Annotated in this window: 18 protein-coding genes and 1 other annotated feature; of the genes, 3 read left to right on the forward strand and 15 right to left on the reverse strand. The window is 37.6% G+C overall.

What is annotated here, in order from left to right; translation table 11 throughout:
* Positions 1 to 7 precede the first annotated feature (7 nt).
* From MLD65_RS04350 to cymR, 15 genes are all read right to left on the reverse strand, one after another.
* Entirely contained in the window at positions 8 to 937 is a 930-nt protein-coding gene (locus MLD65_RS04350; protein ID WP_243290645.1) for a peptidase U32 family protein, read from the reverse strand.
* Positions 934 to 1584, reverse strand: coding sequence for an O-methyltransferase (locus MLD65_RS04355; RefSeq protein WP_243290646.1), 651 nt, complete (start codon positions 1582 to 1584; stop codon positions 934 to 936). Before MLD65_RS04355 ends, MLD65_RS04350 begins: the two co-directional genes overlap by 4 nt.
* Before the next feature lie 194 nt (positions 1585 to 1778).
* Entirely contained in the window at positions 1779 to 2903 is a 1125-nt protein-coding gene (mltG, locus tag MLD65_RS04360; RefSeq protein ID WP_243290647.1) for an endolytic transglycosylase MltG, read from the reverse strand.
* A gap of 439 nt (positions 2904 to 3342) precedes the next feature.
* Complete coding sequence (locus MLD65_RS04365) at positions 3343 to 3627, reverse strand: DUF1292 domain-containing protein (protein ID WP_243290648.1); 285 nt, start codon at positions 3625 to 3627, stop codon at positions 3343 to 3345.
* Between the two features lie 22 nt (positions 3628 to 3649).
* Positions 3650 to 4066 (reverse strand): Holliday junction resolvase RuvX, encoded by a 417-nt coding sequence (gene ruvX, locus MLD65_RS04370; RefSeq protein WP_243290649.1) that lies wholly within the window; start codon positions 4064 to 4066, stop codon positions 3650 to 3652.
* Positions 4063 to 4332, reverse strand: a complete 270-nt coding sequence (locus tag MLD65_RS04375; protein ID WP_243290650.1) for an IreB family regulatory phosphoprotein — start codon at positions 4330 to 4332, stop codon at positions 4063 to 4065. The genes ruvX and MLD65_RS04375 overlap by 4 nt, the downstream gene beginning before the upstream one ends.
* A gap of 79 nt (positions 4333 to 4411) precedes the next feature.
* Positions 4412 to 7048 carry an alanine--tRNA ligase gene (gene alaS, locus MLD65_RS04380; RefSeq protein WP_243290651.1) on the reverse strand — a complete coding sequence of 879 codons (2637 nt, stop codon included), beginning with the start codon at positions 7046 to 7048 and terminating at the stop codon, positions 4412 to 4414.
* Positions 7049 to 7154: 106 nt separating this feature from the next.
* Positions 7155 to 7359 (reverse strand) — a binding site (T-box leader).
* A gap of 41 nt (positions 7360 to 7400) precedes the next feature.
* Complete coding sequence (locus MLD65_RS04385; protein WP_243290652.1) at positions 7401 to 8465, reverse strand: AI-2E family transporter; 1065 nt, start codon at positions 8463 to 8465, stop codon at positions 7401 to 7403.
* 190 nt (positions 8466 to 8655) lie between these two features.
* Positions 8656 to 8847 carry a hypothetical protein gene (locus tag MLD65_RS04390; protein WP_243290653.1) on the reverse strand — a complete coding sequence of 64 codons (192 nt, stop codon included), beginning with the start codon at positions 8845 to 8847 and terminating at the stop codon, positions 8656 to 8658.
* Between the two features lie 22 nt (positions 8848 to 8869).
* A complete protein-coding gene (locus MLD65_RS04395) occupies positions 8870 to 9334 on the reverse strand; it encodes a PRC-barrel domain-containing protein (RefSeq protein WP_243290654.1) in 465 nt (154 codons plus the stop codon).
* Positions 9335 to 9361: 27 nt separating this feature from the next.
* Positions 9362 to 11737 (reverse strand): SF1B family DNA helicase RecD2, encoded by a 2376-nt coding sequence (gene recD2 / locus MLD65_RS04400; RefSeq protein WP_243290655.1) that lies wholly within the window; start codon positions 11735 to 11737, stop codon positions 9362 to 9364.
* Positions 11738 to 11766: 29 nt separating this feature from the next.
* Entirely contained in the window at positions 11767 to 12426 is a 660-nt protein-coding gene (locus MLD65_RS04405) for a tetratricopeptide repeat protein (protein WP_243290719.1), read from the reverse strand.
* Positions 12427 to 12593: 167 nt separating this feature from the next.
* Complete coding sequence (gene mnmA / locus MLD65_RS04410) at positions 12594 to 13706, reverse strand: tRNA 2-thiouridine(34) synthase MnmA (protein WP_347709265.1); 1113 nt, start codon at positions 13704 to 13706, stop codon at positions 12594 to 12596.
* Positions 13707 to 13726: 20 nt separating this feature from the next.
* Positions 13727 to 14869 (reverse strand): cysteine desulfurase family protein, encoded by a 1143-nt coding sequence (locus MLD65_RS04415; protein WP_243290656.1) that lies wholly within the window; start codon positions 14867 to 14869, stop codon positions 13727 to 13729.
* Between the two features lie 47 nt (positions 14870 to 14916).
* Positions 14917 to 15336 (reverse strand): cysteine metabolism transcriptional regulator CymR, encoded by a 420-nt coding sequence (gene cymR, locus MLD65_RS04420; protein WP_243290657.1) that lies wholly within the window; start codon positions 15334 to 15336, stop codon positions 14917 to 14919.
* 171 nt (positions 15337 to 15507) lie between these two features.
* On the opposite strand from cymR, the gene MLD65_RS04425 reads away from it, so the two are divergent.
* From MLD65_RS04425 to MLD65_RS04435, 3 genes are all read left to right on the forward strand, one after another.
* Positions 15508 to 16779 (forward strand): replication-associated recombination protein A, encoded by a 1272-nt coding sequence (locus tag MLD65_RS04425; RefSeq protein WP_243290658.1) that lies wholly within the window; start codon positions 15508 to 15510, stop codon positions 16777 to 16779.
* A gap of 69 nt (positions 16780 to 16848) precedes the next feature.
* Complete coding sequence (locus MLD65_RS04430; protein ID WP_347709266.1) at positions 16849 to 17085, forward strand: hypothetical protein; 237 nt, start codon at positions 16849 to 16851, stop codon at positions 17083 to 17085.
* On the forward strand, positions 17072 to 17383 hold the full coding sequence (locus MLD65_RS04435) for a hypothetical protein (RefSeq protein WP_243290727.1): 312 nt from the start codon (positions 17072 to 17074) through the stop codon (positions 17381 to 17383). The genes MLD65_RS04430 and MLD65_RS04435 overlap by 14 nt, the downstream gene beginning before the upstream one ends.
* Positions 17384 to 17407: the final 24 nt, after the last annotated feature.

Below are 17407 nucleotides of genomic sequence, written 5' to 3' on the forward strand. Positions count from 1 at the left end.
TTCGCTATTAATACACCGTTTCTTTAAAGAAAAATCCTGTATCAAGTGGACGATTTCCAGGTTGAATCGCTTCAATCTCTTCTAAAAGCTCGTCTTTCACTTCTTCATATTGCAGAGGATCCTCTACATATAAATCAATCGCTTTTCGATATTTCTTCGTTACTTCGACGATGTATTCGAATGATTTTAGAACACCATCAATTTTAAAGCTGTCTATTCCTGCATCAATCATTTCACTTAATTCATCAATGATACAAATATCGTTCGGACTCATAATATGTGTCCCATTTTCATCCTCAAAAATAGGGTACTTATTGTTACGCTCTTTATCATGAAGGAACATATTTTTTTGAAGCTTCTTATTTTCAATCTCCATCACTTTTCCTTGATATTCGAAATAGTTTCCAACTAGGGAGCGTTTAGATTGGAACATACATGTCATGCCATGTACTTGAACTTCAATTTCTACTTCAGCATGCTCTTTCGTTTCGATAATCGCATCCATATTTAGCTCACGAGCTAAAACCGCACGTTTTGCGCCTTTTCGTCCCCAATAGTTACATGCATACCAGTTTGTAGCAGTCGTTTCAGTGTTCCAGTGTAACTTCAAATCTTTCGCGTGTTCACGTACAATCATTAATACAGCTGGATCACCAAAAACAATGGCATCTGGTTTCACTTCATTTAAAAATTGAACATAGTCAACAAGATCATCCATTTTATCATTATGAAAAATTGCGTTCATTGCAACATACACTTTTTTTCCATGTACATGAGCAATTTCAATGGATTTCTTTACATCTTCACGATTAAATTCACCTGCTAAACGTAGACCAAATCGTTGTTCACCGATGATGAATGCATCAGCTCCTGCTTCGATTAACGGCTTTATATCTTCAACACTCGTTGGGGTTACAAGTAGTTCTGGCTTTTTCATTCACGTTCACCTCTCTTAATACTTACAGCTACTCCGTCTCCGACGGGAATAATCGTTGTTTCATAATGTGGATGATTCATTAACCATTCATTATACTGTTTGATTTTTCTCACTAAGCTTCGAATCCGTTTGGACTCAATGTTCTCTTCTACAACTAATCCTTTAAATAATACGTTATCCGTAATGATCACGGCTTTTACGGATAACAATGGTTCAAAGCTTTCAAAAAAACGCTGATATTGCCCTTTCGCAGCGTCAATAAATAACACATCATATGGACCGTGCTTTTTAATATCTTCTATTAAATCGAAAGCATCTCCATAAAGAGTCGTGATTTTATTTTCAAGTTTGGCATTTTGGATATTGCGAATTGCTTCTTCATATCGCTCCTGATCACGTTCAACCGTTACAACCTTTGCATCAGGAAGAGACTTCACCATTCGTATAGCAGAATAACCGATCGCTGTACCAATCTCTAAAATATGATGTGGTTGATGTAGCTTTAAAATGGATAACATGACAGAAATAGCTGTCTTCTCCATAATTGGCACTTGATGTTCGCTTGCATATAACTCCATATCACGAATTTGTTGATCAACTGGTGGCAACAAATTTTGAATATATAATTCGATTTTGCTATTTTGCAACGGTCATTGCCTCCCCCTTCATTCATACCGACAAGCTAAATTAAAGTATATGTCAAATTTTAACGAATTTCATTAAACTCAAAAAGAAGAGTTCATCCACTGAACTCTTTCTGGCAACTTTTTCTCTTCACAACTCGATATATTTTACCATAAAAAGAAAGGGAATGCGAATAGCAATTCCCTAAAACCAATATTTACTGACTCGTTATATATTTTGCTTTCGCTTCGTTATGCTCATCTAACGTTTTGTTAAAGATGACTTCCCCGTCGGGCTTTGCTAAGAAGTATAGAAAGTCTGTTTCCGCTGGTTTGATCGCGGCATTTAAGGACATTTTTCCAGCATTTGCAATCGGTCCAGGGGGTAATCCTGCCAATTTATACGTATTATAAGGTGAATCTACTTCTAAATCTTTATAAAATACTCGATCTTTATGTTTCCCTAATGCATAAAGAATCGTTGGATCTGTTTGCAGCGGCATATTTTTTTCTAGACGGTTATAGAAAACGCTGGCAATTTTTTCACGATCGACTTTTTCAGTAGCCTCCTCTTCAATTAAAGAAGCGATTGTTAAAAATTCATGTATGGACATGTTTTTCTCATTGATTTGCTCTTGATACGCACGTAAAACGTCATCGGTTTTTTTAATCATTTTTTCTAAAATCGCATCTAATTTTGGTTCCTCTTCATAAAAAGAGTATGTTGCCGGATATAAGTATCCTTCTAACGGATATTTAATCTTATCATTCAATATGTCATCGGTCACCGTATCCGGGTATATCTTTTGCATTTTTTTAATAAACTTTTCATCTGAAAGACGTTTAATAATTTCTTCTTTTTTGTATGGCGTTTGTTTGGAGATAATTTGAGCAATTTGTACAATTTGTTTTCCCTCTGGAATGGTAATTTTAAAAGCAGCTTCTTGCATGACCTTCCCAGATTTTAAGCTTGCGATAATCTCATCAATCGTCATCGATTTATTAAGTTTGTAATCACCAGCTTGAAAACCAGATTCGTTTTTAAACTTCACATAATATTTAAAAACTTTGTCATCTTTTATAATATTATGGTCTTCCAAAATGGAAGCAATAGAAGAGAGCGATGATCCGATCGGAATCGATACTTTGACAGGCTCCGTATTTTTTGAATCAACAGGCTGTAAAGCTGATTTTATATATACATAGCCACCACCGATGATTCCTGTAAACAGTACAACAAGAACGATAAATGCTGTTAACACAATCTTTCGGATAATTTTGGCTTCTTGTTCTTTTTGCATCATTTTTTTCATCATCTCTTTTTTTGAATTGGCCTCATTCATGAATATCCCCCTTTCATCCCGAATATTATACTATAATTTAAACGAAATTTCGGCATAAAGCGACGATTTTCTTTAATTTTGACTTTTTCCAGTCATCTTATGTTTATAAGAAAGGCGCAAACGCTTTGCTTACCCTCGGGCAAAAATGTTCTTCATCCAAGAAAGGTGGGGACAAAGCTCCATTCATTGTGTTTTACCGCTTTAGCGAATTTAAACTTTCTGAAACAACAAGAAAAAGAGCAAACGCACCTTGCTCAGCCTCAGACAAAATGTTCTTACGACGAAATGGGCTTTTTGCCTTTACAGCGTCACGTTTTTGACTCTAGGGGCTAGGAGCTTGCGCTGGACAATGAAAACTCCATTAATTCTTGAAAACTTTATTATACTTAGAGCAAAAAACACCGCCATTGGCGGTGTTTTTTGATTGAACCGTTCTTACTTATTCTTCTTCATCTTCTAGAAATGTATTTAACATTTCTTCGATCATATCCCACTCTTCGTCTGTTTCAATCGGTTTTAGCTCTCCTTCTTCCCCTTCTCCATTTGGCGTAAAGCTCGAAGCATGGATTTCGATTTCTTCATTTTCATCTTCTTCTGCACCTACTGGATAATAAAGTACGTAAGACTTGCCAAATTCCTCATTTTCAAATGTGAATAAAACTTCACAAAGCTGTTCGTTTCCTTCATCGTCGATAATGGTAATCTGTTTTTCACCGTGTTCCATAATCCATTACACCTCATTCATATTATTTTGGACTGTCTAAGTAGCTCTGTAAAATAACAACTGCTGCCATTTTGTCAATGACTTTACGCCTTTTTTGCCTGCTTACATCCGCAGCGATTAACAATCGCTCAGCAGCCATCGTTGATAACCGCTCATCCCAAAGTATGACTGGCAGTTGAAACTTTTCTTCTAATTGATCAGCAAATTGCTTGGAAGCTTCTCCTCTAGGTCCTATTGTCCCATTCATATTTTTGGGCATACCGACCACAATTTTTTCCACTTCATATTGCACTATAATTTCGGAGAGTCGGCTAAGACCAAATTCTCCTTCTTCTTCATTAATTTTAATTGTTTCCAATCCTTGTGCGGTCCATCCGAGTGCATCACTAACCGCCACTCCTAACGTTTTTGTTCCTAAATCTAATCCTAAAATTCTCATATACCCTCACGATGATGTTTTAAATATGACTTGACTAGCTCTTCTATGAGTTCATCTCGTTCAATCTTTCGAATTAAATTACGTGCATCTCGGTGTCTTGGAATATAGGCGGGATCCCCAGAAAGTAAATAACCAACAATTTGGTTAATCGGGTTGTACCCTTTTTCTTTTAGAGCGTCATAGACTGTGTTCAGCACATCATTGACATTCGTTTCAACGGAGTCTTCCGAGAAATTAAATTTCATCGTTTTATCAAATGAATTCATTATATGCACCTCTTTCTGGAGACTCTTCTCCGAATCTACCTTATCCATTCTTACCTACATTTTACACCATTGGACAAGATTATAAAACGGATTTCACCCATTCTTGGACATAATTTAACGCGTCTTCCAATTGATTCGGATCTTTCCCACCTGCTTGCGCCATATCTGGGCGGCCGCCACCGCCACCACCGCAGCGTGTAGCCACTTCTTTTATTACCTTCCCAGCATGGTACCCTTTCTCAATTAAATCTTTCGTAATACCAGCAGCTAAATTTACTTTCCCTTCACTTACAGCACCTAACACAACAATTCCGGAACCGAGCTTTTGCTTAAGTTCATCCACCATTGCCCGGAGGCTATTCATATCTTTCGCATTCACTTTCACACTGAGAACATTTACGCCATTTACTTCTACTACACGATCAACAATATTGGCTGCTTCTAAGTTCCCTAACTTAGCCGTTAATGACTCATTTTCACGCTCAAGTTCACGAATTTCTCCATGCATTGCTTCGATGCGGGACACAACGTCTTTCGGATTTGTTTTTAATTTTGCTGCCGCTTCTTTTAATACCGCTAATTGATCTGTTAAGAAGCGATAGGCTTCTTTACCCGTAACCGCTTCGATACGGCGCGTTCCTGCACCAATACCTGATTCAGAAATAATTTTAAATAACCCAATTGAAGACGTATTCTCAACGTGACATCCACCACAAAGCTCTAAGCTATAGTCTCCTACCTGCACAACCCGGACAATATTCCCATACTTTTCACCGAATAATGCCATCGCACCCATCGCTTTTGCTTCTTCGAGTGATTTGTAATGAATCGCAACAGGAATCGCTTCCCAAATCTTTTCGTTGACGATTCGTTCAATCGCATCAAGCTCTTCTTGATTCACTTGTCCAAAATGCGAAAAGTCAAAACGTAGACGATTCGATGTAACTAAAGATCCGGCTTGGTTAACATGTGCGCCGAGAACATCTTTTAATGCTTGATGTAAAAGGTGTGTTGCTGTATGGTTTTTCACGATTGCTTTTCGTGATGTTGGATCTACACGTGCCTCAACTTCCATATCTGTTTTTAATGTTCCAGTCTGAACAATCACATTATGTAAATGTTGTCCATTCGGCGCTTTTTGTACATCCTTAACGTCTAACTGAACGTTTTCATTATGGATGATCCCACGATCAGCTATTTGTCCACCGCTTTCTGCATAGAAAGGTGTACAATCAAGCATAATTTGGACTTCTTCACCTACATGTGCCTCATCAATTAGCTTGCCATCTTTGACGATAGCAAATACTTTTCCTTTAGCGGTCAAACTTTCGTAGCCAATGAATTCACTTTCTTCTTTAATATCTCCTAGCACGCCTCCTTGAACTTGCATGGAATCGACTTCTTGGCGCGCTTTACGAGCACGTTCACGCTGCATTTCCATTTCTCTGTCAAATCCTTCATGGTCGACAACCATGTTTTCATCTTGTGCATACTCTTCCGTTAATTCTACTGGGAATCCATACGTATCGTATAATCGGAAAACGTCTTCGCCAGGAATGACATTACTTCCTGCTTTCTTTTGTTTATTCATAACAGAAGAAAGAATGGCAAGCCCTTCATTCAATGTTTCATGAAAGCGTTCTTCTTCATTTTTAATGACTTTTTGGACAAATTCTGCTTTTTCTTTTACTTCTGGGTAAAAGTCAACCATTATTTCCCCAACTGTTGGCACTAACTCGTACATGAATGGACGGTGAATATTTAACGTCTTCGCATATCGAACTGCTCTTCGTAATAAGCGACGAAGCACATAACCGCGTCCTTCATTAGATGGAAGAGCACCATCTGTCACGGCAAATGTCACTGTTCGAATATGGTCCGCAATCACCTTGAATGCAACATCTTTTTCCTGATTCGAACGATATTTTTCACCTGAAATTGATTCAGTCGCTTCAATAATCGGCATAAATAAATCTGTATCAAAGTTTGTCGGAACATCTTGAATGACGGATACGACACGCTCTAAACCCATACCTGTATCAATATTTTTCTTCGGTAATGGTGTGTAAGATCCATCCGGATTATGGTTAAATTGAGAAAATACTAAATTCCAAATTTCAAGATAGCGCTCATTTTCTCCACCTGGATATAACTCTGGATCTTCTGGATCATTTCCATAAATCTCTCCACGATCGTAGAAAATTTCCGTATTTGGTCCACTTGGCCCTTCACCAATATCCCAGAAATTCCCTTCCAAACGGATTATTCGCTCATTCGGTAAACCTATTTTTTCATTCCAAATTTTATATGCTTCTTCATCCTCTGGATGAATCGTCACAGATAAAAGATTTGGATCGAACCCTAGCCATCTTTCACTCGTTAAAAACTCCCAAGCCCATTCAATGGCTTCTTCTTTAAAATAATCCCCTATAGAAAAATTCCCAAGCATTTCAAAAAATGTATGGTGACGAGCTGTTTTCCCTACGTTTTCAATATCATTTGTACGAATTGATTTTTGAGCATTCGTAATCCTTGGATTATCAGGTATAACTCGTCCATCGAAATATTTTTTCAACGTTGCAACTCCACTGTTAATCCAAAGTAATGAAGGATCATCATGAGGAACGAGTGAAGCACTCGGCTCGATCGCATGACCTTTTTCTTTGAAAAAGTCTAAAAACATTTGACGTACTTGTGCAGATGTTAAAGTTTTCATATGTACCTCCTATAGATTTCTACCTCTAAACTTCTTGCGAGCATCTAGTGATCAGGTTCAAGGAAAAATAAAAAACTCCTCTCTATGTAAATAAGATAATTATTTACACAGGGACGAGTTTTGATCGCGGTACCACCCTGATTATGGATAAAATATCCATCACCTTTATTCACCGTAACGTGGTTTGACGGCAGGGTTTTCCTGCACTCCGGATTAGCCTTCTGTTACCCTTCACCTAGAACCTTTTCCAGCCAAGAAGGTTCCTCTCTACAGATGGACTGTAACATACTCAGATCCGTCCTCGTTTTCCTTATGTAACTACTGAAAATTATAGACAAGCACATCGCAAATGTCAATGTGTTCGCAAGTGCATGACAATATGAAGAATCGTCACTTTTAAAATAGACACGATTGGAACAGCTACGATTAAACCAATGATTCCTCCTATTTCCCCACCAGCTAAGAGCGCAAATATGATGACAACGGGATGCATATGAAGGCTCTTTCCTACAATTAATGGACTAAGTACATTTCCCTCAATAAACTGAAGGACAAAAACGATTATAACAACAACAATAACCTTATTCATAGACATCGTTGCAGCAATGATGGCAGCTGGAATCGCTCCGATCACCGGACCAAAATATGGGATGACATTCGTTGCCCCAACAACGATTCCTAAAATAAGCGGATACTTTATATCAAAAAACCAAAAAAATAAGGTGGCGAGAAATGCAATCGTTAAACAGACTAAAAGCTGTCCCCTTATATAGTTTCCAAGGGATTCATCAATTTTTTGCAGAAATATTTTACCTTCTTTTCGCCACTTTTTAGGTGTTAAATACCAAATAGCTTTTTTCATCTCGTCATAATCTTTTAACATATAGAAAACTAAAAACGGAATCACAGCCAAAATGAGTACATAGTCAAACAAGGCACGAAAACTTGTTAATAGGCGCTCTAACGTATTCCCAACTTGCTCTTCAGCATTTTGCATAAGCTTTTCAATCCGTTGGTGTACATCAATCGGTAAATTCGTTGTTTGATCATGAATTTCATCCATCCAGTTTTGATAAGAAGCCGTAACAGTTGGAACATTCTCAGACAAATCTTTCACTTGTTGAATGAGTGTTGGGATGCCTTTATAAAAACCGTAACCAACACTACCAAAAAACAGAATATAAATGATTAAAATCGAAATCGGTCTTGGCAAATTCGAAGCGTGAAGCTTTTCAACGATTGGATGAAGTAAATACGTAATAAAAACAGCAATGAGAAACGGAATCATGATTGCTTTTAGCATAAAAAAGAAGGGAATCCAGATGTCTCTTAACTGGAAAAACATAAATATACATAATGAAGCCAAAAGGATTAGTAACAGTCGAAACAGCCACTTCTTTTGTCGCTCACTCACCATCCATCCCCCCTACTTCATATTGTTAAACGAGAGGGGAATAATATACATCAAGACTGTACACGTATTTTGAAATGATTCAAAAACGATGCATCCTTTGAAAAAATTCCGCTTCACCAAAAGAAGTTGACGTCAATCGTCAACTTCTTGTCATTCATTATTCTCTCAAACAACTGGAGTGGAGAATTAGATGCTACATACTAATAGAACGTTCATCATCAGAAAACAAATCATCCAAAGAACTTAACGTGCCATCTTCTTCTACTTGGTGTGTGTGAACAATACCTTTTGAAACTGTTAGTTCGATAAAACAGTTCCAACAATAATATTGGTTGACACCAATTTTTCCAAGGTCTTTACTTTTGCAATTCGGACACGTAAACAAAACAAGGACACCTCTTTACCCGTTATTGGAGGACAATTACGTCTTTGCCGATTATTTGTTCATTTTCTACGTGAACCGTTTTTGTTCCTACTGTCACATCAGCAAAAAACCCTTCTGTCACCTCATATGCTACAATTGTGTCCAAATCATTCGTCATATATACATCATCTACTAATCCGACCTTATCTCCAGTTGATAATAACAATTCTTTATGACGAATGGAGCCTTTTGTTTCATAAAACCGGTGTCCGATATTGCTCGTCTCATACATTTCCGTTTCTTTACCATTTAACATAATCCCATCTTGTCCAATAGAGGAGATGGACGAGATTTTCACTAATTTATCCCGCCCGAAAAAACCTTTCCCTTCAATTATAAGCCCTTCAATGGAACCAGTTTCTGACAAAGCGATATCTTCAACGTAACCAACAATTTTACCTGAACGCAAATAAACAGGAATCCCTTTAATGTCCGAAAATGTTCGCAAAGATTCTCTCCACCTTTCCGAACATTTTTAGTGTGTTTCTACTTCCATAAAATCATAAGGCGTAATGTTTTCCATCCCAATGTTTGCATCGTGGACACTAAATGGTAGCTGTTGTTGCAACTCATCTAGCTCACTGTCTATATTTAACCGTTCCACTAATGAAGTTTGCCTTCTATAGTTATCATTTTGTTCGATACCCCTTTTTAATGCTTCCACTTCTCCACACATAATTAAAAATTGTTTACTTCTTGTAACAGCTGTATAAATTAAATTACGTCTTAGCATCCGATAATAACTTTTCACAATGGGCAAAATAACGATTGGAAATTCGCTTCCTTGCGATTTGTGAATGGAACAGCAATATGCATGCGTAAACTGCTGAAAATCTTGTCTCGTATACGTCACTTCATTTCCATCAAACGATACAACGATTAAATCTTCTTTCTCCGTATTTTCCTTTGCGTAAAAAATGGATACAATCTCCCCCATATCGCCATTAAAAACATTGCTTTCGGGTTGATTGACGAGCTGTAAAACTTTATCACCGACACGATAGGTAACAGGGCCAAACTGTAGTTCCCGTTTTTGCTCTGATTTTGGATTCAATGTTTCTTGCAACATCACGTTTAATTGGTCAATTCCAGCTGAACCACGGTACATTGGCGCAAGAACTTGAATATCCTTTGGCGAATATCCTTTTTTCACAGCATTTTCAACCACTTTCTTGACAACTTCCTTTACTTGATTCCCTTTACACGGTAAAAAGGAGCGATCTTTTGTAGCTGACAAAATATTATGAGGTAATACACCGCTTCGAATATCATGAGCTAATTCAATAATGGAAGACCCTTCGGCTTGGCGGTAAATATCTTTAAGACGGACAGTCGGTATGACATTAGACTTTAATAAATCACTCAATACTTGTCCAGGTCCTACAGAAGGAAGTTGATCCTCATCTCCTACAAGAACAACTTGAATCGAAGGAGGGAGTGCTTTAAATAATTGGTTCGCTAACCATATATCAACCATTGATACTTCGTCAACAATTAATAACTTCCCATTAATCGGATTTTCTTCATCCAAATTGAATCCTTCGGAACCATTCCAACCGAGCAAACGATGTATAGTAACAGCTGGTAAACCAGTTGCTTCACTCATTCGTTTTGCCGCTCGTCCTGTTGGGGCAACGAGTAATATCGGAAAAGGATCCTCTTTCTTATAATCGTTCGGATCGAGTGAAAGGCCATGTAAATCTGCATAAATTTCGACGATTCCTTTTATAACAGTTGTTTTCCCTGTCCCTGGTCCTCCTGTTAATAACATCATCGGGGAATGGATCGCACGTTGAATCGCTTCCTTTTGCGATGGAGCATATTGAACATTCATCTTTTCCTCTAAGCGCCCTAATGCCAGTAAAAATTCAGACTCCGGAAATACGTTTTCATACTCGTCTTGTTCTAATAATCGATGAACATGCCCTACAAGACCTTGTTCAGCAAAATATAATGACGGTAAATAGAATCGTTCTTTCTCTTCTATTAGTTTTCCTTCCTCTGTTAGTGAAACTAATTCACGCTCTATGTATTCTTGCCCGACAAATTCGCCATCTGCTTGCTTCAAAAGTTGAGCTGTTTTTATGGCAAGCTGTTCTTTTGTAATGAAAACGTGCCCTTCTTGAAGGCTATCATGTTCAATAGTGAAAAGGCACGCTGCTTTAATCCGATCAGGATGATGCCCAGATATCCCTAAGTGTCTACCGAGCTCATCGGCGCGAATAAAGCCGATACCTTCAATATCTTCCACCAATTTGTATGGATTTTCTTGTATAATATTGAGCGTTAAATCTTTATACGTCTGGTAAATTTTCATTCCAAGCTGAGGACCGAACCCAAATTGGTTCAAGGCAATCATAATTTGTTCAAGACCTTGGTGAGCTTTTAACGTTTCAACTAATGTGTTTGCTTTTTCTTTACTCAGCTTTGGAATACGCTTTAAGGCATCGGGATTTTCCAATATGATCGAAATCGTCCCTTCACCTAATTCATTCACAATCGATTCCGCTGTTTTTTTTCCGATTCCTTTAAACAAGTCACTTGATAAATATTGAATAATGCCCTCTTTTGTTTGCGGTAACTCTTTTCGGAATTGTTCTGCTTGAAATTGTTCGCCAAATTTCGGATGCTGCTTTTTTTGACCCATAAACGTGTATGTTTCTTCCATATTCAGAAGAGGGAAATAACCTGTAACCGTTATTTGTTTATCAACAAAAGTCTCATTTGTTTCAGAAACTTTTACTTTTAACACAGTATAAAAGTTTTCTTCATTTTGAAAGACAATATGCTGTATAACACCTTTTACATATGAACGTTCTTCATGGAACATGTCCAATTGTTCATTTGTCATTCTTTATCCCTCCTCTGACACTTTTCATTTTAACGGTTGATCGCTTCTTCAATAAGCTTTTTCGCATTTCCTGCTAATAAATGATCCGGTTGAATGTCCAATGCTTTATTAAACATCGAAAGCGCTTTGTCTATATTTTCTTCATACGCATACGCAACACCTAAATTATAATACGCATCTGAATGGTTTGGCTCTTGTTCCACAACGATGGATAGCTCTTTTTTCGCTTCTTCCATTTGTCCGAATTGTGCTAAACATAAACCGTATTGAAAACGCGCATCGATATCCTTTTCATTTAATTCAATTGCTCTTTGTAAATACGGAAGGGCTAATCGAGGTTGTTCCAACTGAATGAATGTCATGCCAAACATAAAGAAAAGATCACTACTTTCGAGCCCATTTTTCATCGCTTTTTCAAAAAAGTCTTTTGCTTTTACAAAATCATTTTTGTTATAGGAAACCGTTCCGGCACCATAATAAGCTGTAGCAGTGTTTGAATCGATTTCAATCGCCTTTTCAAAAAAACGAATTGCTCGTTCATGATCATTAAGTGCGGCAAGTAAATTGCCAAAATTTACGTATAGTAAAGGGTCTGTCGGATTTTCTTCAATTGCCTCGGAAAAATATTTAGCCGCTTCTTCAAAATTTCCTTTTTGCATTGCTTGAATACCTAGTTCGTTTTTTGTCATCATTTTTCCACCTTTACATCATTTATGGATTTCATCTATATTAAATGCTTTTTATACATTCTTTTTTTTCTAATCACACTACGTTTCATTATACATGGTTCAAATGAATAATTTAACCGTCGGTTCAAGGCCACATGAAAAACCTCAACAATACGTTGAGGTTCTCATTATCCGACATATGTTAATTTCTCGCCATTTTTATAGATTTCATCAATTGTACCGCCACCTAAACATTCTTCTCCGTTATATAAAACGACTGCTTGTCCTGGTGTAATGGCACGTATTGGTTGTTCAAACGTAATTTTCGCTCGATTTCTTTCGAGCATTTGAACGCGTACTGGATTGTCGGGTTGGCGGTAACGGAATTTTGCTGTACACACCACTTCCTCTTTAGGCACAACCCCTGAAATCCAATTCATATTTGTTGCGATAATGGAGTCTGAATATAACAATTCATTATCAAAGCCTTGGTCTACATATAGAATATTTTCTTTTAAATTTTTCCCTACAACGAACCAAGGCTCTCCACTTCCGCCAATACCTAGTCCTTGACGTTGTCCAATCGTATAATACATTAGCCCATCATGTTGTCCTTTTACTTCGCCAGATAAAGTTTGCATCTTACCTGGTTGAGCAGGTAAATATTGACTTAAAAACTCTTTGAAATTGCGTTCACCGATGAAGCAAATACCGGTACTATCTTTTTTTGATGCTGTTGCTAATTCAGCTTTTTTCGCGATTTCACGAACTTCTTTTTTCTCTAAATGCCCAAGTGGAAACATCACTTTAGATAATTGCTCTTGTGAAAGCTGGTTTAAAAAGTATGTTTGGTCTTTATTATGATCTTTTCCACGCAACATCCGGTATTTTTCATGGCGATACTCGACTTGAGCGTAGTGCCCCGTTGCCACATAGTCAGCTCCGAGCGTTAAAGCATGATCTAAAAAAGCTTTAAATTTTATTTCTTTATTACACATAACATCCGGATTTGGCGTTCTCCCCGCTTTATATTCGTCTAAAAAGTAAGTGAACACTTTATCCCAATATTGTTTTTCAAAATTCACCGCATAATAAGGAATTCCGATTTGATTACAGACTCGAATGACGTCATTATAATCCTCTGTTGCTGTACATACACCATTTTCATCGGTATCATCCCAGTTTTTCATAAAGATACCGATAACTTCATATCCTTGTTCCTTCAAAAGAAGTGCGGAGACAGAGGAGTCAACACCTCCGGACATCCCCACAACAACCCTTGTATTTTTTGGATCTTTCACTTGCTTCACCTCCAGTATATCTACGTTGTGAGTCTCTTTACGATTTGTGCAATTTTTTCTGCTGCAAGAGCCACTTGCTCTATTGTATTTCCGTAGCCAAAGCTAAAACGAATAGATGATACAATTTTTTCTGATTGTTGACCAAACATCGCAACTAAAACATGCGATGGATCAACGGAACCAGCTGTACATGCAGAACCGCTTGAAGCTGCTATACCTGCAAGATCAAAGTTCACTAATAACGATTCAACATTTGTACCCGGAAAATGAACATTTACGATATGCGGTAATCTGTTCTCTACTGAACCATTTAAGGAATAGTGAATGCCATGCTGTTTGAACGTATCCATCATGACTTTCTTAAGCTCTTGATATTGAACCTGCTTTTCGTTTCGCGTTGCCTCAGCTATTTTGACCGCTTCAGCAAAACCAGCAATGCCATGAACATTTTCAGTTCCTGCACGCCGCTTTAATTCTTGCTCTCCACCAAATGCCCGCGGCGATATTTTGATCTCTTCCCGTACAAATAAAAATCCTACTCCCTTTGGCCCATTTATTTTATGACTAGATGCACTTAACATATCAACTTGCAATTGTTGTACATCGATCGGTAAAATCCCGAAAGCTTGGACAGCATCAGTATGAAAATAAGCTTGATGATCTGCTAATAATTCGCCAATTTGTTTAATGGGCTGGATGGAGCCAACTTCATTATTACCGTATATGATTGTCACTAAAATCGTATCATCGCGAAGCGCTCGTTTTACTTCTTCTAGTTTAACCATTCCCTCTTCATCAACAGGTAAATACGTAACATCAAACCCTTGACTCTCTAAATATTGACAAGCATGGAGGGATGCATGATGCTCAATACTTGTTGTAATAATATGTTTCCCTTTATGCTGATTTGCCATTGCGGTACCGATAATCGCCATATTATCAGCTTCTGTGCCGCCGCTCGTAAAAACAATTTCTTTTGAACGCGCATGAATTGCACGCGCGATGACTTCTCTTGCTTCATCTAGCAAATGTCTACTTTCTCGACCGAAAGAATGAATGCTAGAAGGATTGCCAAATGTATCACGCATAATGGGGACTATTTTTTCCAATACTGTCGGATGGATAGGCGATGTAGCTGCATGATCTAAATATATCCGTTCCATTGTCTTTCACCTCAAATTTAAAAGTCCCATTGACTAAATTATATTGATTAAATGTAAAACATGTAAGCATCTTGCTCATTATCATCTGTAAAGCTTGCTAAATCTTCTAATGTCGTATTATCTAACACATCTTTTATCGCGTCGCGAATCTTTATCCAAAGGTGACGTTTAGCAGGTTCTTCATCTTCAATCCCTTCAACAGGTGTTATCGGCCCTTCTAATACACGAATGATATCACCAGCCGTGATATTTTTAGGATCTTCTGCTAAAATATATCCACCGTAAGCACCGCGAATACTTTTGACAAGTCCAGCATTCCGTAGTGGCGCAATTAGTTGTTCTAAGTAGTGTTCAGACAAATTATGCGTTTGGGCAATACTTTTTAGCGATGTCGGTCCTTCTCCGAACCGTTTTGCTAATTCAATCATTATCGTTAATCCATATCGTCCTTTAGTTGATATTCTCACGTTTAGACACTCCTATTATTAAAATCTTTTTCTCATTATGTAAAATTCAATATAGAACGAAAGCTGTAAATATATGTATATAAAAGGTATGTAACTTTAAACTTTAGTCATTATAGCATATTATCTAACTATAGAGTATCCAAGTTACTGATAGAAAATAGGGGAGTAGACATGAAACCTTTAGCATTTAGAATGAGACCTACAAAAATAGAAGAAATCATCGGCCAAGAACATTTAGTTGGGGATGGAAAGATTATAAACCGGATGGTGAAAGCGAAGCATTTAAGTTCTATGATTTTATACGGTCCGCCTGGGATTGGAAAAACCTCAATTGCTACGGCCATTGCAGGAAGTACGAATACGGCTTTTCGTACATTAAATGCTGTTATTCATCATAAAAAAGATATGGAAATCGTTGTAGAAGAAGCGAAAATGTCTGGAAAAGTGATTTTAATATTAGATGAAGTTCACCGTTTAGATAAAGCAAAGCAAGACTTTCTCCTCCCCCATTTAGAAAACGGAAAAATTGTTTTGATTGGCGCAACAACGAGCAATCCTTATCATGCGATAAATCCTGCTATTCGAAGCAGATGTCAAATTTTTGAATTAACACCGTTAACACCTGAGCAAATTGTTATTGCCTTAAAACGTGCTCTTCTAGACCCGCGTGGTTTAAAAGATTTCCATGTTCAAATGACGGAAGAAGCGTTATTGCATATTGCCCACAGTTGCGGAGGTGATATTCGTAGTGCTCTGAATGCTTTAGAGCTTGCTACATTATCATCAGAACCGAATGAACATAATGAAATTGTCATTGACGTAGAAGATGTTGAACAATGTATTCAGAAAAAAAGCTTTGTTCATGATAAAGACGGTGATGCTTATTATGACGTACTATCTGCGTTCCAAAAGTCCATTCGAGGTTCTGATGTCAATGCAGCTCTTCATTATTTAGCAAGGCTTATTGAAGCGGGAGACCTCCCATCTATTGCAAGAAGGCTTATCGTCATTGCCTATGAAGACATTGGCCTAGCGAGTCCTCAAGCTGGGGCTCGGACGTTGGCAGCCATTGAAGCAGCAGAACGAATCGGGTTTCCTGAAGCAAGAATTCCTCTTGCCAACGCGGTCATTGAACTATGTTTGTCACCAAAATCAAACTCTGCTTACAAAGCGATTGATAAGGCACTAAAGGACTTACAAAAAGGGCATTCAGGAGAAGTACCCGCTCATTTACGAGATGCCCATTACAAAGGAGCGAAACAATTAGGTCGTGGTGTCAACTATTTGTATCCACATGATTTTGAAAACAGTTGGGTGAAGCAACAATATTTGCCTGATCAATTAAAACGAAAAATTTATTATGAACCGAAGAGAACGAGTAAGTTTGAAAAAGCGATCGCTTCCATTTATGAAAATATTGAGCGTCGTTCAAAACAGCCATGAGGACATGCATAAATTCCCCATCATTCGGTCATTGCTAATGAATAGAAGAATTTGGCGGAGGAATGTCATGTGAAAACGAGACAAGATGTTTGGACGAATGAAGAAGACGAGCTTTTAGCCAATACGGTACTTGAATATATACGGCATGGACATACGCAGCTGCATGCATTTGAAACCGTTGGATTAAAACTTAATCGGACGGCAAATGCATGCGGGTTTCGATGGAACGCTGAAGTACGAAAACATTATCAAGATGCTATTGAACAAGCAAAAAAAAGAGCGGAGACCAAAAATGTATACAACTAGTTCACTAGCAGCGACACCTTCCGTAACACTTGAAGAATGTATTCTATTTTTGCAATCTTTAAAGTCAAATCGGATAGAGTCTGAACAAGAACAACTACTCAAGGAAAATGATTTGTTAAAACAAAAGAATCATGAATTACAAAAAGAAAACAGAAGACTTCAGAAGAAGAGGGAAAAACTTAATAAAAGAAAAAAATCGATGGAAGAGGAATATGATCTGATGGTCAAAATATTGCAAAAAGCCTCCTCCCTTATGAAACAAGATGACCTTTTCATAGAAGACAAAATGATTCATTGAATCTTTAAACGTCCTTAAATTAAA

Source organism: Bacillus sp. FJAT-47783 (assembly GCF_022808615.1).
Classification (GTDB): Bacteria; Bacillota; Bacilli; order Bacillales; family Aeribacillaceae; genus Bacillus_BZ.